Raw genomic sequence first — 22749 nt, 5'->3', positions numbered from 1 at the left:
CCGGCTCAATGTCGTGCGCTTCATGTGCTTCCTTCGTCGGATGTTCGGTACCGAATGTTGCCGGCAACGTGGACCAGACCGCCCCGCTTCGCCACCCCCGCGAGGATCGAAAAATGCGGTCGGCGGCAGCAGCGCGCTGCCGAACCGGGCCAGATCGCGGTAGCGCGATCGCGGTCATCGGCTATTAGCCAGGATACGACTTGCGAAGGACGGATTGCGGTTTGGCGACGATAGTGACGAAGGCGATGCTGGCGGCGGGGGGCGCGCTGGCGCTTGCGGGGGGCGTGGCGGTGCTGCTGACCGGGCATGCCTCGCCGACCGACGCGCCAGCCAATCCCACCGCCCCGCGCGCGGTCGAGCGGATGATGATCCCGCTTGCCGACGCACAGCCGTCGATCGTCGATTACGGCCGGCTCGAATCGCGGATCGCCACGCTGATGCGCGAGCGCGACATGGTGGGGCTCGCGATCGGCACGGTCGAGAAGGGCCGGGTTCGCTTCATCAAGGGCTATGGCGAAACGCTCGCCAGTTCGGGTGCGGCGGTGACACCCGACACGGTTTTTCGCTGGGCGTCGGTATCGAAGGGCGTCGCGTCGGCGCTGGTGGTCGGGCTGGCCGAGGACGGCAAATTGTCGCTCGATTCGTCGCTCGCCTCGATGCGGACCACGCTCACCCTGCCCGGCGACGCGCGCAGCGTGACGGTTGCCGACCTGCTTTCGCATCGCCTGGGACTGGTGCGCAACGCATGGGATGACCGGCTAGAGGCAGGGCAGGATCCCAAGCTGCTGCGCGCATCGCTCGGGACCTTGGCGCAATATTGCCCGCCGGCGACCTGCTATGGCTATCAGAACATCGCCTTCGACGCCGCCAGCGAGCTGGTCGAGCAAGCCACCGGCCAAGCCTATGCCAGCGTCGCGCAAGAGCGGCTGTTCGCCCCGCTGGGGATGACGACCGCCAGCGTCGGTCGCGCCGGGCTGCAAGGCGCCGAGAGCTGGGCGCAGCCGCATCGCTGGAACCGGACGCCGACGACGGTGAACGACAATTATTACCGCGTGCCAGCGGCGGGCGGGGTCAATTCGTCGATCCTCGACCTCACCCGCTGGATGCAGGCGCAAATGGGCGACGCGCCGGCGATCCTGTCGCCTGCCGCGCTCGAGGCGATGCATCGCCCGCGCGTATCGACGCCGCCCAAGGGTCGCCGCGGCGCGATGGATCGCGCGCTGACCAATGCGGCCTATGGGCTTGGCTGGCGCAGCTACACTTATGCCGGTCATGCGCTGGTCGGGCATCGCGGATCGGTCGACGGCTATGGCTCGCTGGTGCTGTTCGACCCTGCCGAGAAGAGCGGGATCGTGATGCTGTGGAACAGCAACACGTCGAAGCCGGCGCGGCTCCAGCTCGAATTCTTCGACATGCTCTATCGCCTGCCGCCGACCGACTGGCTCGATCTGCCGGTGCAGCCCAACGCGGCGACAGCCGTCACCGCGGTCGCGGCGTCACCCGGCAAGGCCGCGCGATAACCAACTGAACCGCCCGGTCACGCCGGTCGGTTGCCTTGCGCGCCGATTGCGATGCTCGAAAGGTCGGTGGCCGCGTCTATCGGCACGCCGGCCTGCTTGCGCTCCGAATAGCGATCGACCAGCGCCGCCGCGTGCGGTCGCATCAGCACGGTGAAACGCACCAGCTCCTCCATCACGTCGACGATCCGGTCATAATAGCTCGATGGCTTCATCCGCCCCGCATCGTCGAACTCGTCGAACGCCTTGGCGACCGAGGATTGGTTGGGGATGGTGAACATCCGCATCCAGCGGCCGAGCACGCGCAGCGTGTTGACGCTGTTGAACGATTGCGACCCCGCCGACACCTGCATCACCGCGAGCGTCCGCCCCTGCGTCGGCCGCATCCCCCCCATCGCCAGCGGTAGATGGTCGATCTGCGTCTTCATCACCCCGGTGATCTGGCCGTGACGCTCGGGGCTACACCACACCTGCCCCTCGGACCACAAAGACAATTGGCGCAATTCATGGACCGCGGGGTGGTCGTCGCGCGCCACCTGATCGGGCAGCGGCAGCGTCGAGGGATCGAAGATTCGCGTCTCGCAGCCGAACCATTGCAGCAACCGCGCCGCCTCCTCGACGCAAAGCCGCGAATAGGAGCGTTCGCGCAGGCTGCCATAGAGCAGCAGGATGCGCGGTGGCGGGTCGGCGGGGCCGAGGCCGGCGCCGGGCCGGTCGAACGCATATTGGCGATCGAGCGCGGGGAGGTGATCGGGGTCGGCGAGCGTGCGTAGCGGCAAGATATCGTCTCCGTCAGGCGGGGGCGGTGGCGGGAAACCAGCGCCGGCCGAGTCGCAACGCGACCTGCACCAGCAGGATCAGCACCGGCACCTCGACCAGCGGCCCGATCACCGCGGCGAACGCCACCGGCGAGGCGAGCCCGAATGCGGCGATGGCGACCGCGATCGCCAGTTCGAAATTATTGCCCGAGGCGGTGAAGGCGATCGCGGTGGTGCGCGGATAATCGGCCTGGATCAGCTTGCCCATGAAGAAGCTGATCAGGAATTGGACGACGAAATAGATCGTCAGCGGGATCGCGATCCGGATCGCGTCGAGCGGCAGCCGGACGACGTCGCCGCCCTTGAGCGTGAACATCGCGGTGATGGTGAACAACAACGCCGCCAGCGTGATCGGCCCGATCCGCGGCAGGAAGCTGGCCTCGTACCAATCGTTCCCGCGCTTCGCGACCAGCCACTTGCGCGTGATGAACCCCGCGAGGAACGGCAGCCCCAGATAGATCAGCACCGCCTCGGCGATCGTCCAGAAGCTGACATCGATCACGCTGCCCTCGAGCCCGAACAACGGCGGCAGGACGGTGAGGAACAGCCAAGCATAGACGCTGAAGAACGCGATCTGGAAGATCGAGTTGAACGCGACCAGCCCCGCGACATATTGATTGTCGCCCTTCGCCAGTTGGTTCCACACCAGCACCATCGCGATGCAGCGCGCCAGGCCGATCAAGATCACCCCGGTCATATATTCGGGATAATCGCGCAGGAAGATCACCGCGAGCGCGAACATCAAGGTCGGCCCGATCAGCCAGTTCTGCACCAGCGACAGCATCAGCACGCGCTTGTCGGCGAAGACCTTGGGCAGGTCTTCATAGCGCACGCGCGCCAGCGGCGGGTACATCATCAGGATCAGCCCGATCGCGATCGGCACGTTGGTGGTGCCGACCGACAGGCCGTTGAGCGCCGCCGGTAGCCCGGTGAAGATCGTGCCGAGCAACACCCCCAGCCCCATCGCCGCGAAGATCCACAGCGTCAGCCAGCGATCGAGAAAGCCCAGCCGCTCGGGCTTGGAAAGCTGCTCGGTCATCGCACCTTCGCCCCGCTGTCGTCGATGACGCGTTCGCCATCTTCCTTGGTGAAGGCACCGCGTTGCGCCGCGGGGAGGATGTCGAGCACCACTTCCGATGGGCGGCACAGGCGAACCCCCAACGGCGTCACCACCAACGGCCGGTTGATGAGGATCGGATATGCGATCATCGCATCGATCAGCGCTTCGTCGTCCAGGCTATCGTCCCCCAGCCCGAGCTCGGCAAAGGGGGTGCCCTTTTCGCGCAGCAGCGCGCGCGGGCTAAGCCCGGCACGCGCGATCAGATCAACCAGCACCGCGCGCGACGGCGGGGTCTTCAGATACTCGATCACCTCCGGCTCGATCCCGGCGTTGCGGATCATCGCCAGCGTGTTGCGCGACGTGCCGCAGGCGGGGTTGTGGTAGATCGTCACCCCCTGCGCGCCTTCGGCCTGGCGGCGGGCCTCGTCGGTCGAGCCGATCTCGGCGCCGATCCGGCGAAGCGCGTGCTGCGCCTGTTCGCGATCGAGCCCGGCGATCGGCAGCGCGACCAGCCGATCGATCCGCGCTTCCATCTGGCGATAGGCCTCGCTGAAGGCGGCTTCCTGCTGCTCGGGCAGCGCGGCGGCGGGGTCGTCGATCCCCCAATGCGCCTTGAGCGGGGTGCCGGGCCAGACCGGACAGACTTCGCCCGCGGCATTGTCGCACACCGTCACGACGATATCGATCGTCGGCGCGTCGGGGCCGGCGAACGCATCCCAGCTTTTCGAACGATAGCCATCGGTCGGTAGCCCAGCCTGCCGCAAGGTTTGCAGTGCCTGCGGGTGGACGTCGCCCTTGGGAAAGCTGCCTGCGCTGAGCGACCGGAACCGACCGCCGCCCTTATGCGCCAGCAGCGCCTCGGCAAGGATCGAGCGCGCGGAATTGCCCGTACATAGGAACAGCACGGTGATGGGATCGGTCACGTCGGCATCCTTCGGCAATGGGGCATCAGCAGCAGGCAAGTTCGGCGATCAGGCCATCGCAAAGCGCCGGGCTTCCGCCGCAACAATCCTTGGCGAGGAACAGCATCATCGCGCGCAACCGTGCGATATCGGCGCGCTGGATCATCTGGCGCCCGCGCTTTTCGGGCTTCACGAGTTCGGCGGCGACCAGCACCGCGAGATGCGTCGAAAAAGTGCTCTGGCCAAGCTGCGTCGCGGCGACGAGGTCGCCGGTCGAGAGCCCCTCGGGCTCGGCGCGCACCAGCAAGCGGAACGCGGCGAGCCGCGTCGGATGCGACAGCGCAGCAAGACAGGCCAGGGCGTCTTCGTCGGTCATGCATCGGCATTATGCGATACATACGCAACGCGCAACCATCGTTATTTGCCGATGGTTATGATAGGCGTGGGTCGGACCGAATGCAGGCTGATCCGAGCGGAGCAAGCGACAACATGGCGAACGACATATTGGTCATCCTCGGATCGGAGCGGACCTCTGGGCCGCCGCACCCGCCGCGGTTGGGTGCGCGGGTCGCGGCTGCCTGCATGCGGCGCCTGCGCGACAGGGATATCGAAGCGGCGCTGATCGATCCGCTCGAGATCGATCTGCCGCACCCGTTCAAGCCGCACTTCGCCTATGCCTCGCGCGATCGCCCCGACGCGCTCGACCGGTTGGCCGAGCGGATCGCGGCGGCCGACGGCTATGTCATGGTCAGTCCCGAATATAACCATCTGATGAGCCCGGTGCTCAGCGACCTGCTCAACCACTTCGGCAGCTCGCTATTCTCCTACAAGCCGAGTGCGATCGTAACCTATTCGGCGGGGCAATGGGGCGGCACGCGCGCGGCGGTGAGCATGCGGACCTTCCTGTCCGAGCTGGGGTGCCTCCCCGTTTCGGCGATGATCCATGTGCCGCATGCACAGGACGTATTCGAAGAGGCCGGCGAATACCGCGCCGGCGTCGAGGCGGAGCGATGGGACGGCTATCTCGACCGCACCCTCGACCAGCTATGCTGGTGGTCGACCGCGGCCGCGCGGCAACGGAGCGAGGGCGGCGAGCGTCCAGGGGCGTTCATCACGAATCCGAGCGAACGAAACGCGCCGTAAAAACTTGGGTGGCGTCGGCTGCTCCGCACTTCGCAACAGGGGTTTCGGCCCCGCAGCGGCATTGCATCGCGCGCCGTCGCCGTCCAATCAGACACGATGTTGAGCCGCCGCTACATCGATACCGATCGCCATGCCGTCGATCAGACCCGACCCGACATCGAAAGGGAGCCGTCGTGACAGCCCCCTCCCCCCATGCGATCGGCGCGATCCTGCTGACGATCGCGATGTTCTATGGCTTCGTTTCAGGCCGGGCGCGGGTCGAGATCATCTCGCTACTGACGATCAGTGTGATCGCGCTCGGGCTCTATTCGTTTCCGCTGCCCGGCCAGGCACCGACCGACGGGCTGCGGCTCGCGTTCGAAGGGTTCGGCCATTACGCGCTCATCACGATCTGCGCGCTCATGATCCTGGGGCGCGGGCTCGTCACCACCGGCGCGCTCGAACCGGCGTCGCGGCTGCTGACGCGGGTATGGCGATTCAACCGGCAGGTCGGGCTGCTGGTGACGTTGGTGCTGGCGATGGCGATGAGCATGCTGGTCAACGATACCCCGGTGCTGGTGCTGCTGTTGCCGATCATGGCCGCGATCGCCGCCAATGGCGGGATGGCGGCGTCCAAGACGTTGATCCCGATCAACAGCGCAGTGCTGATCGGCGGAATGGCGACGACGATCGGCACCTCGACCAACCTGTTGGTGGTCTCGATCGCGACCGACCTCGGGCTGCCGCCGATGAGCGTGTTCCACTTCACCCCGATCGTACTGATGGCCGCCGCGGTGGCGCTGCCCTTCATCTGGTTGGTGATGCCGCGCCTGCTGCCCGACAATTCGGTGGCGGCGGGCAACGAGCCCAGGCGCTTCAACGCCACCCTTCGCCTGGGGGGCACGTCGGCGGCGCGCGATCTCGACATCGACGGGCTGCAGAAGCTCCTCCCGCCCGAGATCGACATCCGCGCGCCGCAATCGCAGGGCCGACTGCCGGTCAGCGGCACCCATGCCGCGCTCGAGGAAGCGATGCGCGTGCTGGGCGCGACGGCAGCGCCGGCCTGGCTGATGGATCGGCTGCACGACGGCTATAGCCGGACCGGCGAGGATCTGACCGTGGTCGAGCTGTCGATCGCCAAGGATTCGGGGTTGATCGGCCGCGGCATGGCGACCGCCAACGTCGCCGAACGCTACAATGTCGCGTTGCTCGGCGTCCACGACGCCAAGCGGATCGGGTACGACACCTGGGGGCCGTTGCCGCATCCGGGCGCCGAGCCTGTCTTCGGCGAAGGCGATATCCTGCTGGCGACCGGCGCGATGCCCGATCTGCAGGCGTTCGCGCGCGCCGAAAGCCTGCTCGTCCTCGAAGGGGCCAAGGAACTGCCGCGCACCGCCAAGGCACCGCTTGCGCTGGCGATCATGGCCGGCGCGGTCATCCCCGCGAGCATCGGCGTGGTGCCGATCGCCATCTCGGCGCTGGCGGGGGCGATCGTGATGTTCGTCACCGGCTGCGTCCGCTTCGACCGGATCGGCCGGGCCCTGTCGGCCAAGGTGATCGTGCTGGTTGCCGCGAGCATCGCGATCGGTCGGATCATCCTCGACAGCGGCGCCGCCGAATGGCTCAGCAGCCTGATGGCGATCGGCTTGCAATATCTGCCCGCCGCCGCCGTGCTCGGCGCCGTGATGTTGTTCGTCACCATCCTCACCAATTTCGCGTCGAACACCACCGCGGCGGCGGTGGGCACGCCGATCGCATTCAGCCTGGGTCAAAAGCTCGGCATCCCGGTCGAGCCGCTGGTGCTCGCCGTGCTGTTCGGCTGCAATCTTTGCTACGCCACGCCGGTGGCGTACCAGACCAACATGCTGATCATGTCCGCCGGCGACTACAAGTTCGGGGATTATACCAAGACCGGCCTGCCCTTGGTGGCGATCATGATCGTCACGCTGTCGGGACTGCTGGTATACCGATACGGGCTGTACTGAGGATTTTCCCGTCAATACGCGGCGCTGGGCGCTAACCTGCCGCGAACGCCTGCCGCTCGCGCGGGACCGAAATCGGCTGGTCCGCGGAAGGAGTCACAGAATTTGCGTCTGTCATGTCGCGATCGCGCTTGAGCGCCATACAGCGTAAACCGCGTGTAAAAGTCCCAATGACGCTGGTAGCTAAGTCATTGGAAACATGGTCGGGGAGACAGGATTCGAACCTGCGACCCTCTGGTCCCAAACCAGATGCGCTACCAGGCTGCGCCACTCCCCGACGCGATAGCCCCTAGCCGGATAGCGGCGGGGCTGGCAACCGAAATACTGCACCCACCGGCTGCGGCGCAAAACTTGGGTGCGTTTAGCGGTCGTGGTGGGCCCGGCAGGACTTGAACCCGCAACCTATCCGTTATGAGCGGACAGCTCTAACCAGTTGAGCTACAGGCCCCAACCACGGCTCCGCCTAGCGGAGGGCGGGCGGGCGATGCAAGGGCCGGCGCGTGCGTCGCCTCGAGCAGGTCGCGGCCGCTGATCGGTTGGACACCGCGCGATGCGAGCAGCGCGAGCACCCCCTCCCACCAGGCGTAGAACGCCGCCAGGTCGCGCGCGTCGCGGACATAGGGGGTGTGGCCGGGAACGATCGTCGGCGAATGGAAGGAGAAGTTGAGCAGCGCCAGGCCCTGATCGAGCGCGACCTCGATCGCTGCTAGCGCGGCATCGAGCGGCATTTCCTCGGGCGTCAGTGCGACGCGGTCGAACAGCCCGAGCCGCGAGGCCAGCCCCCTGCCCTTGGGTACACGCCCCAGCGCCTCGTACAGCCCCGCCCCGCCGCGCCCGAGCGTGCCGGTATAGATCGTCGTCAGCGGCAGCTCGACCATTGCGGCATCGGGCCCGCACCAAAACGCCAGGTTGCCGATCGCGCCGAAGTCAGGCCCGCCCTCGCCGGTGTAGCAATAGCCCGAGCGCATCGAGGTATCGATCCGATAGCCGCGCTCGGCCAGCAGCGCGATCGAGTTGGGGCCCAGCCCGTAGCGCCCGGCGCGGTATATCTGCGGGGTGACGCCGAAGGCGGCAACGATCGCCTCGCCGATCGCATCGAGCTTCGCCGCCTCGAGCGCGGGCGCCAGATTGCCCGCGAAGCTCGTTTGCGGGCCGACGACCTCGTCGAACGGCGGGGTCACCCAGGGGTGGAGGTGGGTGCCGATCGTGGTGACACCGTCGGCGATCAGGCCGCGCATCACCGCGATCGAAGATGGGGTGGTCGCGACCGGATGATCGACAAGGTACGTCAGCGGGACCCCGCGCTGCGCGAACCAGGCGTGCATCGCGGGCAGCGCATCGATCGCGGTGACGCTGCGCGAATCGCGCGACAGCGGCGCGCTCCAGTCGAATTCTTCCTCGGTATCAATGCACACCGCGAAGCGCGTGCCCAAGCCTGAAGGCCAGTCGACCTGCGAAGCGAGATCGGGTGCGGCGTGGCGGTATGCGGTTTGGGTAGCGGTCGCGAGCATCCCGACCGCCCTAGCGCCTAAAGCTTGCTAGCGCGTTGCGCCGATACCGGGTTGGCGGCGGGAAGCTTGAGCAACAGCTGCTGCTCGTCGATCGCCAGCGAGCCACCGAGCTCGCGCGCGAGATTGCCGACCAGCCGGATCGCGAAGCCGGTCCCGAGCGGCGCGGCATCGAGGCTCGAATCATCCTCGATCTCGTCGACCGCCATCACCGGATCGATCGCCAGCGCCGATGGCCGCGCGACCGCGAGCTCGATCTCGCCGTCGTCGCCCGCGGTCAGCTCCATCGCGACGACCTCGCCCGCGCGCGTCGCCGACAGCAAGGTGGCGACCAGCCGCCCGAGCAGCCGCTCGATCGCATGGCGGTCGCCCTGCACCGCGGCGTCGCGCGAGGGGATCGCGATCGTCGCGCCGCGCAGCTCGCACAGCGGCAGCAGGTCGTCGGCGACCGAACCGATCACCGCGCGCAGCGACACCGGCTCGGGCCGGAGCGTCAGCGCGTCGGTTTCGATCCGCGCGGCGAGGTCGAGGTCGTCGATCGCGCCGAGAAGGTCGCGCGCATGGCGGCGGATCGCCTGCGCGCGATCGCGATAGGGATCCGAAACCGGCCCCAATATCTGCATCTCGATCATCTCGGAGAAGCCGACGATCGCGTTGGTGGGGGTGCGCAGCTCGTGCACCAGCTGGCGGAAGGCGTCGGGGCGCGCGTTGCGCTCGTGCTTGGGCGGCGCGGCGGTCTCGCCGGCGCGCGGGCGGCGCGCGGTGCCGCGATAGCCGGTGAAGCGGCCGCTCGCCGGATCGAACACCGGCACGCCCGAGATCAGCCAGCCGCCCGCGGCCAGCCCCTCGCCGTCGATCGTCAGCCGCGCATCGCGAAAGCGCGCGCGCTGGCGGAATGCGCCCGCCGCCGAGGCGTCGATGCTCGCGGCACCCACCTGCCCCGCCAGCATCAGCGACCGCCCGAGCAAGGGCGCGCGGCCGATACCGTCGGCCCAGCCGATCACGCCCTTGGCATCGGTTTCGAAGCGGAAGCGGTCGACCGCCGCGGCGTCGGGCAGACGCGGCGAAGCAACCGGCGCGCTGCGTTCGCGCCGCTCGCGAAACGCGTCGATCCGCGCGACGACGTCGGCGATCTCGAACGGTCCCTCGGGCGCCGCGCTCGATTCAAGCGGGGTGTCGCCGCGGGTTTCGGCGTCGCGCACTGCGTCGGCGACGATCGGGATCGTCAGCGCGACCGCGCCGAAGCTGCTGAACGGCCCCGCGACGACCGGATCGGGGCGCGGCGCAATCGCTTCGTCGGATACAGGGTTGAGCTGCGGCACGACTTCATCGGCGACCAGCGCCAGCGGCTGGTCGGCGGCGGCGGGAACCGCGGCGACGTCGCGCCCGTCTTCGAGCACGAAATCGCTCGGCCCGAAGCTTTCGAGCGCGCGCAGCACGGTGGACGACAGGTCGCGCCGATGGCGCAGGATCGCGCGGCCCGACGGCGTCAGCGCGGGCAGCAGCGCGGTCCATTCGGAATCGTCGAGCGTCGCGGTGCGCAGCACCGGCGCGGCGACCGCAAGTTCATCGCGCGCCATCAGCCCGACCAGCGCCGCCGGCGGCCGCGCGAACGCCAAACCACGCGCGCTGGCCGAACGTACGGCAAGCGGCACCTGCGGGATCAGCGCGGCCAAAGTCTCGATCGCGCGGTCTTCGACGGGCACCCGTCCGCGGCCGATCAGGTCGACCAGCTGGCGATAGACCGATTGCCGCTCGAATGCCGAGGAAAGGTCGGTCGCCAACACGGTGTCGAGGGTATCGTCGAAGCGCAATTGTTGAGTTCCCCCGACCGCCGAAGGGCGCGCCGTAACTATTTCTTAACGCTTCCGACGCGTGGCCGGAACCAGTGTTTTCCGCCCGTCGCGTTATGGGACAATTGCGCTTTGAAGCAATTATCTTATGCTGCTAGGGCGCCGTCGCATTCGAAAATACCCCAACCGGGAGCACACATGAGTTTCGACCGTATCGACCGCCAAATCCTGGCTTTGCTACAGGAAGATGGCCGGATGACAAACGTCGAATTGGCCGAGCGGGTGGGGCTGACTGCGCCGCCTTGCCTGCGGCGGGTTCGCGCGCTCGAAGAGGCGGGCGCGATCAAGGGCTATCACGCGACGCTCGACCCGGTGACGCTGGGCTATGGCATCACCGTGTTCGCCTTGGTCAGCCTGCGCAGCCAGGCCGAGAGCGACCTCGCGGCGTTCGAGGCGCATGTCGCCGACATCCCCGAAGTGCGCGAATGCCATATGCTCAACGGCGAGATCGACTTCATCCTGAAGATCGTCGCGCCCGACCTGAAGAGCTTCCAGGAAATCCTCACGACGCGGCTGACGACGGCGTCGAACGTCGCGAGCGTCAAGACCTCGCTGACGATCCGCACGACCAAGCTGTTGCCGGGCATCCCCGTCCCCGAAGCCTGACGGGCAACGCAGGTCAGGAAACACGAAGGGCCGGCGTATCGCTACGCCGGCCCTTTGCATGTCGGTCGGAAACGATCAGGCCGCGGGTGCGGTCATGCCCTGATCGATCCACAGCTTCCAGAAGGTCGCCATCTCGGCGCGCGGCTGGGTCTTCACCAGGTCGAACGCCGTCTTTGCCTCGGGCCGCTGACCCGCATTGGCGAGCGCATTGCCCAGCCGGGTGTTGACCTCCTCGGCCTTCACCCCGCCCTTCTCTAGGCCGAGGCGATAGAATTCGATCGCCTTGGCGTTGTTGCCGCTGCCCAGATACGCGTCACCCAGCTGCGCCGCCGCGGTACCATTGCCCGCCGAGCGCGCGCCCTTTTCCAGTGCTGCGAGCGAACCCTCGTTCTTGATCGCGGTCTGCGCGTCGGTGTAGAGGCGCGCGCCGGCGCTGGCGGGCATCTTGCCCGATGCGCGGCCCTCGTCGATCACCGCCTTGGTCTCGAACGGCAGACCCGCGCGATACGCCATGTCGGCATATTCGATATAGTCGTTCTGGTCGGCCAGCGCCTTGGTGCTGCGCATCAGGCGGAAAAGGTCGAGCTTGGCCTGGTTGTCGAGCGTCACGCCGTCGCGGAACACGATCAACGACGTGCGCCAGTTCTTCGCGGTCGGATATTCGGTCAGCTGCATCCGCAACCACTTGGCGGTCTCGGCAGGCTGCTTGGCCTGGTACAGCTTCGAAATCGCAAAGGCGTACCATTCGTTGGGCGCCTTCTGCCCCGCCGCCTTGCGCCGATCGATCTCGCGCTGGATTTCGGCGACGCCGCCGGTCACGTTGCCCGTATCGATCTGCGTCTGTGCAATCAGCAGCGGAAGATCGGCATTGTCGTAGCCGAGCTCGCGTGCACGCGTCAGATATTGCAGCGCGCCTGCATTATCCTTCTCGTTGCGCGCGATCGTGCCGCGAACGAAGTTGAGCCGGGGCAGATCGGTCGCCGCGGTACGCGGACTGGGGATCAGCACGTCGAGCGCCTTCTTGATCCCGGGATTGTTGTTCTTCTGCGCCTCGAGCGGCAGGCGGAGTTGCGCGGCGAAATAGCGCTCGTCGTCGTTGGTGACCAGGGCTTCGGCAGCGGTGAGCTGGGTCTCGGCGGTCGCCAGATCCTTTGCCTGCAGCGCGGTCTGCGCAGCGGTCGCGGCGACGCGGAACGGCTCGCTCACCTTCAGCGCGGGAGGACCGGCTTCTTCCTGGCCCTTCTTCTTGCGCTGTGCGTCGGCGGGGGTCGCCGTGACTGCGGCAACGGTTCCCAGCGCCAACATGGCGGCCATGGCTGCCTTGGAAACGATCGACATATGGTTATTCTCCTCTGGGGACTGGCATGTCCACTATAAGTCCCGGCGTGCGGGTTCAAGCTATGCTGGTGTGCCCGCAGATCGCCTACCCGGTCTGAACGCTCTTTGAACGCCCGGGTTTCCTCGCGCTTTGACGCACCGCCCCGCCACGGCTAGCGCAGGCCTATGGCAAAAGCGGCAGTGATCATCGGGGCGTCGGGCGGAATCGGCCGGGCAATGGCGGATTCGATCGAGGAGGAGGGCGGTTACGACCGGGTGTGGCGTTTCGCGCGCAGCTTTACCGGCGAGCGCCACCTCGACCTGACCGACGAAGCGAGCATCGCCGCCGCCGCCGCGCTGGTCGCGACCGGCCCTGCCCCCACGCTCGTGTTCGTCGCCACCGGGTTGTTGCATCAGGGCGAGCGCGGCCCCGAAAAGGCGATGCGCGACCTCGATCCCGAATGGCTCGCGCGCGTCTACGCAGTCAACACGATCGGCCCCGCGCTGGTGGCGAAGCATTTCCTGCCGCTGCTGCCGCGCACCGGCGAACCGGTGTTCGCCGCGCTCTCGGCGCGGGTGGGCAGCATCGCCGACAACAAGATGGGCGGCTGGCACGGCTATCGCGCGTCGAAGGCGGCGCTCAACATGCTGCTGCGCAACTTCGCGATCGAGGCCAAGCGCAAGAGCGAGCGCGCGATCATCGTCGGGCTGCACCCCGGCACCGTCGACACCGGGCTGTCGAAACCGTTCCAGGCCAATATCGCGCCGGGCAAGCTGTTCGACGCCGAGCGCGCGGCGCTGCAACTGCTCGACGTGATCGAGGGGCTCAAGCCGATCGACAGCGGCAAGATCTTCGCCTGGGACGGCGACGAAATTCCGTTCTAGGCTGTCGATGCTCGGTCGGCCAACACCGATATTTCAATCTCGAAACCTGCCGCGGCTGATGCATAAATCAAGAATTTTGCATCAGGCGATGTTTTTCCAAACTTGCGGGCATCCAAATTCAGTTAGATTGTTTCTAACCAACGGTGCCAACCGGTGATCTTGCCGCAGTTTCTCACGAATGCCATAAAAGTAGGCATCTCGATCGGCACTCATGCCAACAAACCGTTCTTCGATTTCTCGGTCGATTGCAGCGTCCCCCGATAGTTGTGGACGGAGATATGGCGGCACATCGATTCTCTGTTTCGTCACGTTCTTTTGATCGCGCTTATCTGACTCTTCGAAAGCTTTGGTTAGCTTCTCCGCAAAGGCGTCATAAGAGGCCCGCTTTTCAGCATCGTCTCCTAACTCCTCATCAATCCTGATCTGCCGTTCGGCAGCATCAACAGCGCTAGCGAGAACGTTCTTCTCGACATGATACGACAGTTCCGCTGCCCTCAAAGCCTCTGCCAATCGCCTATGGCGATCAACGCTCGCGTTAAGATCAGACATGAACTTGTTGGTTGAAGAGGCAGTCTGGCGAAGACACGCTAACCCGCTTAGCTGGACTGGCTCAGCAATAACGGATTTGCCAACCTGTAGCGCCGCGCTCACACGTTTAACGGCTTCATTAGGATCGTTGAATACAATCTTAGCGGGTATCCGTACTACCGAATAACCAAGTTCAACGAAGAAACGATCACGCGCAGCGTCCCGCGCCTTAGCCTCATCTGATGAATGCCATGCGGCTCCGTCAATCTCAATAATCAGCCATTCGTTAGCCAAAAAGTCGAGACGATATCGGTCTACCTCTACTTGAAAATCTATTTTTAGGCCGGAGGCTTTTAATGAACCATTGTCTGGAAGTAGTTTGTGAGCCGAAATCATTGACTTTAGAAAAGCAGTTTCAGCAGGCGACTCACAATGCTCATTAATGAAGGTTTGCCAGTTTGGATCGCTGGCGATTGCCCTCGGCTCGTGACGAAACTTCGGTGTCGGCTTTGAGGGCTGGCGCTCAGGTAGGAAATGCCAGACGACAAACGCAATTACCGCGATGATAACAAGCATTGTACCAGACATTTGCACCCCCAATGGCAAATTGCTCGCATGGTTTGACCCGGCTTGCAAATGCACCGGTTAGCTCGCAGCCTCCGCCTACGCCCTTGATTAGGCGTCAGCCGACCGGCCGTTTTCCAACTGCGCTGATGCAGAACTTACAATTTTTGCATCGACCAAAAAATGGCCAAAAACCTGGTGGTCTGTTAATGCAAAAACCTGATGCGATGCGACGCGGCATTCGGTGGCGGATTCCTATGATGCGGTCCCGAAAGCGGCCCAACCGCGAACCATATAGCGGCCCCCACAGCCTCCGACGACACCGGTCATTTATGGATTCACCGTACAGCCAAACCCAACGCCGCGCCTGCTACAAATTGCGACAAGTTTGCGTGCCTTTGACAAAGCTGCGCGACAGCCAGCCGGCATAACCCTGTTCATCGCCGGGATGGTCCTGGCTCCGATCAAGGAAACCCGCAGATGAAGAAGTTCGTTCTCGCATCGTTGCTCAGCGTCACCGCGCTCGCCGGCACCGCCATCGCCACGCAGGTCGCGCCCACCGCGCCTGCCCCCGCCGCGCAGAAGATGCAGCGCATGGCACCGCCTGCCACCAGCGCCGAGATGATCGAGCGCGCCGATCGGATGTTCGCGCGGATGGACGCGAACAAGGACGGCCAGATCACCCAGGCCGAGCGCACCGCGATGCGCGAAGCGGTGGCCGAGCGCCGCGAGGCCAAGGCCAAGCGCTGGGCGATGAAGAAGGGCGGTCGCGGTAGCGATCGGATGCTCGCCCGTCTCGATACCAACAAGGACGGCAATATCAGCCGCGAGGAGTTCCGCGCGCAGGCGTCGCAGCGCTTTGCCAAGATCGACACCAACGGCGACGGCCGCGTCGATGCGACCGAGCAGGCGGCGGTCAAGGCCAAGCGCGGCGAGCGCCGCGCCAAGATGGCCGAACGCCGCGCCGCACGAGCAGGGCAGGCAGCGCCGGTCGCTCCCTCCAACTGACGAACCGAACCGGGCGGGCACCAAGAATGCCCGCCCGGCCCCCTCCCCCCTTGGGAACCCGGCCAAAGGATGCTTGTATGGCCGACATGGCCGACCTTCCCCATCTGCTGCTCGTCGATGACGAGCGCTCGATCCGCGAACCGCTCGCGCAGTATCTCACCAAGCAAGGGTTTCGCGTCACCCAGGCGGGCGATGCCGAGGGTGCGCGCGCGCGGATGTCGGCGTACGCGATCGACCTCGCGATCCTCGACATCATGATGCCCGGCGAAGACGGCCTCAGCCTCACGCGCCACATCCGCGAGACCGGCGAGATCCCCGTGATCCTGCTCACCGCACGCAGCGAGGAGACCGACCGAATCGTCGGGCTCGAAATGGGGGCCGACGATTATGTCGTGAAGCCCTTCTCGCCGCGCGAGCTGCTTGCGCGGATCAAGGTGATCCTTCGCCGCGTCCAGACCGGCGGCACCCGCCAGCACGCGCCCGAAGCCGGCGCCTATTCCTTCTCGGGCTGGGTGCTCAAGACCGGCGAGCGCACGCTGGTCGACCGCGAAGGGCTGTCGGTGCCGCTGTCGACCGGCGAATATAATTTGCTGCTGGCATTGGTCACCCGGCCGCGCCAGGTGCTGACGCGTGACCAGCTGCTCGACCTGACCCAGGGGCGCGAAGCCGCCGCCTTTGATCGTGCGATCGACAACCAGGTGAGCCGGCTGCGCAAGAAGATCGAACCCGACCCCAAGAACCCCTCGCTCATCAAGACCGTCTGGGGCGGCGGCTACACGCTGGCGAGCGAAGTCACCCGGCTGTGAAGCGGCTGCGGCTATGGCCGTCGAGCCTGGGCGGCCAGATCGCGATGCTGGTCGCGGTCGCGCTGTTCGTGGCGCAGGCGATCAACTTCGGGCTGCTGTATCGCGAGCGCCAGGCGCTGCGCTTCAGCCAGATCACCGCGCCCGCGATCACCCGGATCGTCGATGCCGCCGAACGGCTGCAAAGCGGCCGCGCCACGCCGTTCGAGCGGCCGCGCTCGCGGATCCGGCTCGAGGCGGCCAACCCGATCAACCCCGAATGGGCGCGCGCTGCCGAGGTCGAGGAAGGCATTCGCCAGGCGGCGCTCGATTCGGGGTTGCGGCTGGGGCGGATCGCCACCGGTATCCGCGATACCGATCCGCTCGATCCTCGGCTCCGCAAGATGAGCCCGCGCCGCGCCGCGCGAATCACCAGCCTGGGCGGCGAACTGGTGGTTGCGGTCGAGGTGCCCGGGCGCGGCTGGCTCGTGCTCAACGCGCCATGGCCGCGCACCGAGCGCACCCTGGTGTGGCAGCTGATCGCGCAGACGCTGATCCTCTATGCCTTCGTCCTGCTGCCCGTGCTGTGGATCGGCCGGCGGGTCGCGCAGCCGCTCCAGACGCTGGCAACCGCGGCGCATGCCTTCACCCCGGGCGGCCCGCCCGCCCCGGTCGAGGAGCGCGGCCCCGGCGATGTCCGTGCGGTGATCGCCGCCTATAACGGCCTGTCCGAACGCGTGAGCGCGATGCTCGACGAAAAGGACCGGATGCTCGGCGCGATCGGCCACGACCTGCGCACCCCGCTGGCGGCGCTGCGCGTGCGGATCGAATCGGTCGAGGACGACAATGACCGCCAGCGCATGGCCGACACGATCGACGAGATGACGGGGATGCTCGAGGACATATTGTCGCTCGCGCGGCTGGGGCGACCGAGCGAACCGCCGACCAATGTCGACCTCGCCGCCTTGGTCGATGCGGTGGTCGACGACTTTCGCGACCTCGGCCACGAAGTCGCGTTCGAGGAGGCCCCGCGCACCCGGATGCACCTTCGCCCGTCGCTGATGCGGCGCGCGGTGCGCAATCTCATCGAGAATGCGGTGAAATATGCCGGCGCCTGCGAGGTGCGGGTGGTGATCGAGCCGAGCCGCGTGGCGATCGAGGTTTGCGATCGTGGGCCGGGCATCCCGATCGACAAGCTCGACGCGGTGTTCGATCCGTTCACGCGGATCGAAACCTCGCGCAATCGCGAGACCGGCGGCATCGGACTCGGCCTCGCGCTCACCCGCGCGATCGTTCGCGATGCCGGCGGGCGGGTGTCGCTGGCGAACCGTGCGGGCGGCGGCCTGGTCGCACGAATCGAATTGCCACGCACCTGAACCGTCGGCCCCAGGAACTTCCCTCCCCCTCCCGCATTCACCCGGAACCCCATGCTCACACTCGCCAGCTACAACATGCACAAGGCCGTCGGCACCGACCGCCGCAGGCGGCCCGAGCGCACGCTCGAAGTGCTGCGCGAGATCGACGCCGATATCGTCGCGCTGCAGGAGGCCGATCGCCGCTTCGGCACGCGCGAGGCAATCTTCACCCCGCATCTGCTGGCCGAGCATAGCGACTATAAGGCGGTGCCCGTCGCGGTGCGTGCGCTCAGCATGGGCTGGCACGGCAACGTCCTGCTGGTGCGGCGCGAGGCCGAGATCGTCGATTGCACCCCGATCCACCTGCCCGCGCTCGAGCCGCGCGGCGCGGTGTCGGTCGATGTCCGGCTGCGCGGGATCACCGTGCGCGTGGTCGGCATGCATCTGGACCTGTCGGGGCTATGGCGGCGGCGGCAGGCGCATGCGATCCTGTCGCATCTCGATGGATGCACCCCCTTGCCGACGATCCTGATGGGCGACCTCAACGAATGGCGGCCGACCGCGGGCTGCGTCCAGGACTTCTGCCGCAGCTTCACCCAGGCCGACACCGGTGCGAGCTTCCACGCGAAGCGCCCGATCGCGCGGCTCGATCGGATCATGGTCAGCCGCGATTTGGAGATCGCCGAGTGCGGCGTCCACCGCAGCATGGTCGCGCGCACCGCCTCGGATCACCTGCCGATCTGGGCAAAGGTCGCGACCCGGCATGCGTGACAAGGAATTGCGGCTGGCGCTGGTCTGCTACGGCGGGGTCAGCTTGGCGGTGTACATGCACGGGATCACTAAGGAGGTGTGGCGGCTCGTTCAGGCTAGCCAGGCATTTTGCGACCCCGCCTCCGCGCCCGGCACCGGCGAAGAGGGGGTGTATCATGCGCTGTTGCAGGAAATGGCCGCGGAATCGGGGCTGCGCGTCCGCGTGCTGGTCGACATCCTCGCCGGCGCGAGCGCGGGCGGGATCAACAGCGTGTTCCTGGCGCAGGCGATCAGCACCGGCCAGAGCCTCGAGCCGCTCACCGACATGTGGCTGGAACAGGCCGATATCGATTCGCTGATCGACCCCGACCAGGCCCCCGCGTCGGGGATGACCAAATTCTGGGCGCGCCCGCTCGCCTGGATGGCGATCGGCGCCAAGGCAATCGAGGAAACCGTCGAGCACGCCGCGCGCGACGAGGTCCGCGCCAAGCTCGACACGCTGGTTCGCGCGCGATGGTTCGAACCGCCGTTCGGGGGGAAGCGGATGGTGCACATGCTGCTCGACGCGTTCGACGCGATGGCGAGCGGCCCCGTCGGCCCGCGGCTGCTGCCCCCCGGCCAGCCGCTCGACCTGTTCGTCACCGTGACCGATTTCGGCGGCCATCCCGAGCGTCTCCGGCTCCATTCGCCCGCCGAAGTCGTCGAGACCGAACACCGGCTGGTGCTGTCGTTCTCCGATGGCGGCAAGCCGGTGGATACGCTCGCCGACCCCGCCGAACTGGCATTCGCCGCGCGATCGACATCGAGCTTTCCCGGCGCCTTCCCGCCCTTCATGGTCGGCGAGCTCGACGCGGTGCTGGCCGATCGCGGCGCGAGCTGGCCGGGGCGGCTGGCGTTCCTGACGCGCGCGCTGCCGCGCCAGGTCGCCGCCAACAGCGTCGAGAAGGCAGCGCTGATCGACGGATCGGTGCTGGCCAACGCGCCGTTCCGCCCGGCGATCGACGCGCTGCGCGAACGCCCCGCGCGCCGGCAGGTCGATCGCCGCTTCGTGTTTATCGATCCGGTGCCGGGCTTTCGCTTCGCGCTGGGCGAACGCGCCAATGGCAAGCCGTCCTTCTTCCAGACGATGGCGGGCGCGATGTCCGAAATCCCGCGCCAGCAGCCGATCCGCGACGACCTCGAGATGCTGATGGACCGGTCGGACCAGATCGAACGCAAGCTCGTCGTGCTCGATCAGCTACGCGGCGAGGTCGAGCGTCAGGTCGAATCGCTGTTCGGCTACACATTGTTCCTCGATTATCCGACCCCCAAGCGGTTGGTCGGCTGGCGTCGCCGCGCGCAGACCGCCGCCACGGGCAAGGCAGGCTATGGCCATGCCGGCTATGCGCTGCTCAAGGTCGAGGTGGTGATCGACCGGCTCACCGGGATCCTGCAGCATGTCGGCGAGCAGGCGGGGCAGGAACGCCGCCGGACGATCCGCGCCGCAGTGGCGCAGGCGGTGCGCGCGCGCGGCGGCAATGAAGTCGGCACCGAGCATGCCGGCGGCGCGAGCCCGCGCGCGATCGCGTTCCTGCGTGGTTTCGACCTGGGCTTCCGGATCCGCCGGATGCGGCTGATGGTGCGGCGCATCGCCGAGCTCGACGGCGACCATGACCGCGCCGAGCTGATCGCGATCCGCGAAGCGGTGTATGAAGCGCTCGCCGCCTATCTCGAGCGCCACCGCGCCGAGCCGCTGGCCGCGCTACGCGAAGGCGTGCGGCGCTTGCCGGTCGATGCCGACGCGGTGCTCGATTCGCTCGAGGCGACAATGGACCTGCAGGCGCTCGACGCGCGAACCGACACCGCCGTCGCGGCCGCGCTGAGCGGGCTGCCGCGCGACGCGCGCCGATCGTTGCTGCTGACCTATCTGGGCTTCCCGTTCTTCGACATCGCCACGCTGCCGCTGTTGCAGGGCGAAGGGCTCGACGAATTCGATCCGGTCCGCGTCGACCGAATCGCGCCCGACGATGCCAGCGCGATCCGCAGCGGCGATGCCAGCGCGACGCTGAAAGGCGTGCAGTTCAACACCTTCGGCGCGTTCTTCAGCCGCGCCTATCGCGAGAACGACTATCTATGGGGCCGGCTGCACGGCGCCGACCGGCTGGTCGATATCGTGCTGTCGACGCTGCCCGCCACCGTTCGGCTCAAGCCCGGCCGGACCAGCGCGATCAAGCGATCCTTGTTCCTGGCGATCCTCGACGAGGAGGAGCCACGGCTCACCGCGATGCCCGGGCTGATCGAGTCGCTGCGCGCCGAGATCGGCTGAGGGTGGCCATGCGCCGGACGAGGGGTTAAGCGGAGGGCTGTACGGGGCAAGGAAGGCTGGGGCCGATGCAGTTTCTGCGAACGCTGATCTGGGTATTGCTGGCGGGCATCGTCGTCGCCTTTTCGATCAACAACTGGGTGACGGTGCCGGTGCGCCTGTGGGCCGGGCTGATCGCCGACATCAATTTGCCGCTGCTGCTGCTCGTCGCCTTCGCGGTCGGTTTCGTCCCGCTCTATCTGGTGCATGCCGCCGGGCAGTGGCGGTTGAAGTCGCGGCTGGCGAATGCCGAGCGTGCGCTCGCCGACCTGCGCGCCGCGACCGCCGCGCCGATCCTGGCCGACACCGCCGAGCCCGAACCCGCCGCTCACGTCCCTACCCCCGACCCGATCGTCGCTCCGATTGCCCCCACCGCGCCGGCAACCACGCTGTCGCCGCCGCTGCCATTCGAGGCTGATAGAAAATGAGTTCGCCGCTATATGTCGCGCTCGACACCCCCGACATCGCGCGCGCGCGCGCGATCGCGCAGGCGGTGCGGCACCATGTCGGCGGCATCAAGCTGGGCCTGGAATTCTTCATGGCCAATGGCCGCTCGGGCGTTCGCGAAATGGCCGATATCGGCCTGCCGATCTTCCTCGACCTGAAATTCCACGACATCCCCAACACCGTCGCCAAGGCGATCCAGGCGCTGGGGCCACTCGAGCCCGCGATCCTGACGGTCCACGCCTCGGGCGGGCGATCGATGATGGAGGATGCCAAGGCAGCGGCGCCGCTCGGCACCAAGGTGGTCGCGGTGACGATGCTCACCAGCCTCGACGGCGAAGACCTGCACTCGATCGGGCTGCAACGCGACCCGCACGAGCAGGTGGCTCGGCTGACCGAACTCGCGCGCGAGGCGGGGATCGACGGCGTGGTGTGTTCGGGGTTCGAGGTCGCGGCGGCGAAGAAGGTGTGGCCGCAGGGTTTCTTCGTCGTTCCCGGCGTCCGCCCCGCGGGCGGCAGCGCGAGCGACCAGAAACGCGTCGTCACCCCGCGCGCCGCGCTCGATGCCGGTGCATCGATCCTGGTGGTCGGACGCCCGATCACCAAGGCCGAAAATCCCGACGCCGCCGCGCGCGCGATCGAAGCGACCCTTTGACCGGGCAGCGGCGGCCGCCGAAAGCCAAGCCATGACGACCGCCAAGATCTGCGGGCTATCGACGCCCGAAACCGTCGCCGCCGCGCTCACCGGCGGCGCGAGCCATGTCGGGTTCGTCTTCTTCCCGCCCTCGCCGCGCCATTTGTCGTTCGACCAGGCACGGATGCTCGCCGAACCCGTGCCGGGTCATGTCGGCAAGGTCGGGGTATTCGTCGATCCCGATGATTCGTTGCTCGCCGAGGCGATCGGCGCCGGGCGGCTCGACGTGCTGCAGCTCCACAAGACCCCGCCCGAACGCATCGCCGCGATCCGGGCGCGGCATGGCATCGAGATCTGGGCGGCGATCGCGGTGCGGACGCGCGCCGACCTCGATGCGGCCGCCCGCCATCACGAGCTTGCCGACCGAATCCTCTACGACGCCAAGACCCCCGAGGGCGCTACGTTGCCCGGCGGCATGGGGGTTCGTTTCGACTGGACCTTGCTCGACGGCTATCGCCACCCGCTGCCCTGGGCGCTGTCGGGCGGGCTCGACGCGGGCAATGTGCAGGATGCGATTCGCCAGACGCGCGCGCCGATCGTCGACGTATCCTCGGGGGTCGAAAGCGCGCCGGGGGTGAAGGACGTGTCGCGGATCGCGGCGTTCCTGGCAGCGGTGGCGAAGGCGTAAAGCGCCCCCGGTCATTGTTTCTCGACTGCGCTCGAAACGAACGGGAGGGGTTTGGGGCTGCTCTTGGCGTTGGGGTCGATACGTG

General features: G+C 66.9%; 22 protein-coding genes, 2 tRNA genes and 1 pseudogene (1 of these 25 running past the window's edge). 13 read left to right on the top strand and 12 right to left on the bottom strand.

All coding sequences use genetic code 11. The annotated features are described in order from the left end of the window. Positions 1 to 24, bottom strand: partial view of a class 1 fructose-bisphosphatase gene (locus OKW76_RS01425; protein ID WP_265550489.1) — the beginning only. The gene continues 996 nt to the left of window position 1, outside the view; 24 of the gene's 1020 nt are visible here — the first part of the coding sequence; its start codon is at positions 22 to 24; its stop codon lies beyond the left edge, outside the window. A gap of 209 nt (positions 25 to 233) precedes the next feature. On the opposite strand from OKW76_RS01425, the gene OKW76_RS01420 reads away from it, so the two are divergent. Beyond that, entirely contained in the window at positions 234 to 1520 is a 1287-nt protein-coding gene (locus OKW76_RS01420; RefSeq protein WP_265550488.1) for a serine hydrolase domain-containing protein, read from the top strand. A 17-nt stretch (positions 1521 to 1537) separates the two neighbouring features. Here OKW76_RS01420 and arsH read toward each other — a convergent pair whose 3' ends face one another. From arsH to OKW76_RS01395, 5 genes and pseudogenes are all read right to left on the bottom strand, one after another. Then, positions 1538 to 2296 carry an arsenical resistance protein ArsH gene (gene arsH / locus OKW76_RS01415; RefSeq protein ID WP_265550486.1) on the bottom strand — a complete coding sequence of 253 codons (759 nt, stop codon included), beginning with the start codon at positions 2294 to 2296 and terminating at the stop codon, positions 1538 to 1540. Positions 2297 to 2309: 13 nt separating this feature from the next. Further along, on the bottom strand, positions 2310 to 3374 hold the full coding sequence (gene arsB, locus OKW76_RS01410; RefSeq protein ID WP_265550483.1) for an ACR3 family arsenite efflux transporter: 1065 nt from the start codon (positions 3372 to 3374) through the stop codon (positions 2310 to 2312). Beyond that, entirely contained in the window at positions 3371 to 3787 is a 417-nt protein-coding gene (gene arsC, locus OKW76_RS01405) for an arsenate reductase (glutaredoxin) (protein ID WP_265553089.1), read from the bottom strand. Before arsC ends, arsB begins: the two co-directional genes overlap by 4 nt. Positions 3788 to 3835: 48 nt before the next feature. Further along, positions 3836 to 4318 (bottom strand): annotated as a pseudogene (locus tag OKW76_RS01400) (arsenate reductase ArsC); the annotation flags it as partial. Between the two features lie 25 nt (positions 4319 to 4343). Next, positions 4344 to 4673, bottom strand: a complete 330-nt coding sequence (locus tag OKW76_RS01395) for an ArsR/SmtB family transcription factor (protein ID WP_265550481.1) — start codon at positions 4671 to 4673, stop codon at positions 4344 to 4346. A gap of 113 nt (positions 4674 to 4786) precedes the next feature. On the opposite strand from OKW76_RS01395, the gene OKW76_RS01390 reads away from it, so the two are divergent. Continuing rightward, the gene (locus OKW76_RS01390; RefSeq protein WP_265550479.1) at positions 4787 to 5440 is read left to right on the top strand and encodes an NADPH-dependent FMN reductase; all 654 of its coding nucleotides are present in this window, start codon (positions 4787 to 4789) and stop codon (positions 5438 to 5440) included. Positions 5441 to 5613: 173 nt separating this feature from the next. After that, positions 5614 to 7404 carry an SLC13 family permease gene (locus tag OKW76_RS01385; protein ID WP_322740106.1) on the top strand — a complete coding sequence of 597 codons (1791 nt, stop codon included), beginning with the start codon at positions 5614 to 5616 and terminating at the stop codon, positions 7402 to 7404. A gap of 197 nt (positions 7405 to 7601) precedes the next feature. On the opposite strand, the gene OKW76_RS01380 is transcribed toward OKW76_RS01385, so the two are convergent. The 4 genes from OKW76_RS01380 to OKW76_RS01365 form a co-directional block, all read right to left on the bottom strand. Beyond that, positions 7602 to 7678: transfer RNA gene (locus tag OKW76_RS01380), tRNA-Pro, on the bottom strand. 94 nt (positions 7679 to 7772) lie between these two features. Continuing rightward, positions 7773 to 7849 (bottom strand) — tRNA-Ile (locus OKW76_RS01375). Then, on the bottom strand, positions 7827 to 8912 hold the full coding sequence (locus OKW76_RS01370; protein WP_265550476.1) for a polysaccharide deacetylase family protein: 1086 nt from the start codon (positions 8910 to 8912) through the stop codon (positions 7827 to 7829). Before OKW76_RS01370 ends, OKW76_RS01375 begins: the two co-directional genes overlap by 23 nt. Before the next feature lie 17 nt (positions 8913 to 8929). Then, a complete protein-coding gene (locus OKW76_RS01365; protein WP_265550474.1) occupies positions 8930 to 10723 on the bottom strand; it encodes a sensor histidine kinase in 1794 nt (597 codons plus the stop codon). A 177-nt stretch (positions 10724 to 10900) separates the two neighbouring features. Between OKW76_RS01365 and OKW76_RS01360 the strand changes: the two genes are divergently transcribed. Beyond that, positions 10901 to 11368, top strand: a complete 468-nt coding sequence (locus OKW76_RS01360; RefSeq protein WP_256507526.1) for an Lrp/AsnC family transcriptional regulator — start codon at positions 10901 to 10903, stop codon at positions 11366 to 11368. Between the two features lie 75 nt (positions 11369 to 11443). Here the strand turns inward: OKW76_RS01360 and OKW76_RS01355 are convergent, their stop codons facing one another. Beyond that, positions 11444 to 12682, bottom strand: a complete 1239-nt coding sequence (locus tag OKW76_RS01355) for a tetratricopeptide repeat protein (RefSeq protein WP_265550471.1) — start codon at positions 12680 to 12682, stop codon at positions 11444 to 11446. Positions 12683 to 12871: 189 nt separating this feature from the next. Here OKW76_RS01355 and OKW76_RS01350 point away from each other — a divergent pair, with 189 nt between their 5' ends. Next, on the top strand, positions 12872 to 13570 hold the full coding sequence (locus OKW76_RS01350; RefSeq protein ID WP_265550469.1) for an SDR family NAD(P)-dependent oxidoreductase: 699 nt from the start codon (positions 12872 to 12874) through the stop codon (positions 13568 to 13570). Positions 13571 to 13651: 81 nt separating this feature from the next. Here the strand turns inward: OKW76_RS01350 and OKW76_RS01345 are convergent, their stop codons facing one another. Further along, positions 13652 to 14686: an endonuclease domain-containing protein gene (locus OKW76_RS01345; protein ID WP_265550467.1), complete on the bottom strand. Its 1035-nt coding sequence runs from the start codon at positions 14684 to 14686 to the stop codon at positions 13652 to 13654. Positions 14687 to 15142: 456 nt separating this feature from the next. Here OKW76_RS01345 and OKW76_RS01340 point away from each other — a divergent pair, with 456 nt between their 5' ends. From OKW76_RS01340 to OKW76_RS01305, 8 genes are all read left to right on the top strand, one after another. Further along, a complete protein-coding gene (locus OKW76_RS01340) occupies positions 15143 to 15670 on the top strand; it encodes an EF-hand domain-containing protein (protein WP_265550465.1) in 528 nt (175 codons plus the stop codon). An 86-nt stretch (positions 15671 to 15756) separates the two neighbouring features. After that, positions 15757 to 16476, top strand: coding sequence for a response regulator (locus tag OKW76_RS01335; protein ID WP_265553085.1), 720 nt, complete (start codon positions 15757 to 15759; stop codon positions 16474 to 16476). Between the two features lie 44 nt (positions 16477 to 16520). Continuing rightward, entirely contained in the window at positions 16521 to 17828 is a 1308-nt protein-coding gene (locus OKW76_RS01330; RefSeq protein ID WP_265553082.1) for a sensor histidine kinase, read from the top strand. Positions 17829 to 17879: 51 nt separating this feature from the next. Further along, positions 17880 to 18578: an endonuclease/exonuclease/phosphatase family protein gene (locus tag OKW76_RS01325; protein WP_265550464.1), complete on the top strand. Its 699-nt coding sequence runs from the start codon at positions 17880 to 17882 to the stop codon at positions 18576 to 18578. Further along, positions 18571 to 20862 (top strand): patatin-like protein, encoded by a 2292-nt coding sequence (locus tag OKW76_RS01320; protein ID WP_265550462.1) that lies wholly within the window; start codon positions 18571 to 18573, stop codon positions 20860 to 20862. Before OKW76_RS01325 ends, OKW76_RS01320 begins: the two co-directional genes overlap by 8 nt. A 65-nt stretch (positions 20863 to 20927) precedes the next feature. Continuing rightward, positions 20928 to 21326 (top strand): LapA family protein, encoded by a 399-nt coding sequence (locus tag OKW76_RS01315; protein ID WP_265550460.1) that lies wholly within the window; start codon positions 20928 to 20930, stop codon positions 21324 to 21326. After that, positions 21323 to 21997: an orotidine-5'-phosphate decarboxylase gene (pyrF, locus tag OKW76_RS01310; RefSeq protein WP_265550458.1), complete on the top strand. Its 675-nt coding sequence runs from the start codon at positions 21323 to 21325 to the stop codon at positions 21995 to 21997. Before OKW76_RS01315 ends, pyrF begins: the two co-directional genes overlap by 4 nt. 31 nt (positions 21998 to 22028) lie before the next feature. Then, entirely contained in the window at positions 22029 to 22664 is a 636-nt protein-coding gene (locus OKW76_RS01305) for a phosphoribosylanthranilate isomerase (protein ID WP_265550455.1), read from the top strand. Positions 22665 to 22749 lie beyond the last annotated feature (85 nt).

Source organism: Sphingomonas sp. S1-29, from assembly GCF_026167545.1.
Lineage (GTDB): Bacteria > Pseudomonadota > Alphaproteobacteria > Sphingomonadales > Sphingomonadaceae > Sphingomonas.
The sequence above is the reverse complement of the archived record's forward strand: the minus strand, read 5'-3'. Positions and strand labels throughout refer to the sequence as shown.

Coding starts and splice junctions, on each gene's coding strand:
- OKW76_RS01370 (WP_265550476.1), bottom strand. CDS start 8,912: ATGCTCGCGACCGCTACCCAAACCGCATACCGCCACGCCGCACCCGAT.
- OKW76_RS01320 (WP_265550462.1), top strand. CDS start 18,571: ATGCGTGACAAGGAATTGCGGCTGGCGCTGGTCTGCTACGGCGGGGTC.
- OKW76_RS01335 (WP_265553085.1), top strand. CDS start 15,757: ATGGCCGACCTTCCCCATCTGCTGCTCGTCGATGACGAGCGCTCGATC.
- OKW76_RS01315 (WP_265550460.1), top strand. CDS start 20,928: ATGCAGTTTCTGCGAACGCTGATCTGGGTATTGCTGGCGGGCATCGTC.
- OKW76_RS01360 (WP_256507526.1), top strand. CDS start 10,901: ATGAGTTTCGACCGTATCGACCGCCAAATCCTGGCTTTGCTACAGGAA.
- OKW76_RS01340 (WP_265550465.1), top strand. CDS start 15,143: ATGAAGAAGTTCGTTCTCGCATCGTTGCTCAGCGTCACCGCGCTCGCC.
- OKW76_RS01395 (WP_265550481.1), bottom strand. CDS start 4,673: ATGACCGACGAAGACGCCCTGGCCTGTCTTGCTGCGCTGTCGCATCCG.
- pyrF (WP_265550458.1), top strand. CDS start 21,323: ATGAGTTCGCCGCTATATGTCGCGCTCGACACCCCCGACATCGCGCGC.
- OKW76_RS01390 (WP_265550479.1), top strand. CDS start 4,787: ATGGCGAACGACATATTGGTCATCCTCGGATCGGAGCGGACCTCTGGG.
- OKW76_RS01350 (WP_265550469.1), top strand. CDS start 12,872: ATGGCAAAAGCGGCAGTGATCATCGGGGCGTCGGGCGGAATCGGCCGG.
- OKW76_RS01325 (WP_265550464.1), top strand. CDS start 17,880: ATGCTCACACTCGCCAGCTACAACATGCACAAGGCCGTCGGCACCGAC.
- arsB (WP_265550483.1), bottom strand. CDS start 3,374: ATGACCGAGCAGCTTTCCAAGCCCGAGCGGCTGGGCTTTCTCGATCGC.
- OKW76_RS01345 (WP_265550467.1), bottom strand. CDS start 14,686: ATGTCTGGTACAATGCTTGTTATCATCGCGGTAATTGCGTTTGTCGTC.
- OKW76_RS01330 (WP_265553082.1), top strand. CDS start 16,521: ATGCTGGTCGCGGTCGCGCTGTTCGTGGCGCAGGCGATCAACTTCGGG.
- OKW76_RS01355 (WP_265550471.1), bottom strand. CDS start 12,682: ATGGCCGCCATGTTGGCGCTGGGAACCGTTGCCGCAGTCACGGCGACC.
- OKW76_RS01305 (WP_265550455.1), top strand. CDS start 22,029: ATGACGACCGCCAAGATCTGCGGGCTATCGACGCCCGAAACCGTCGCC.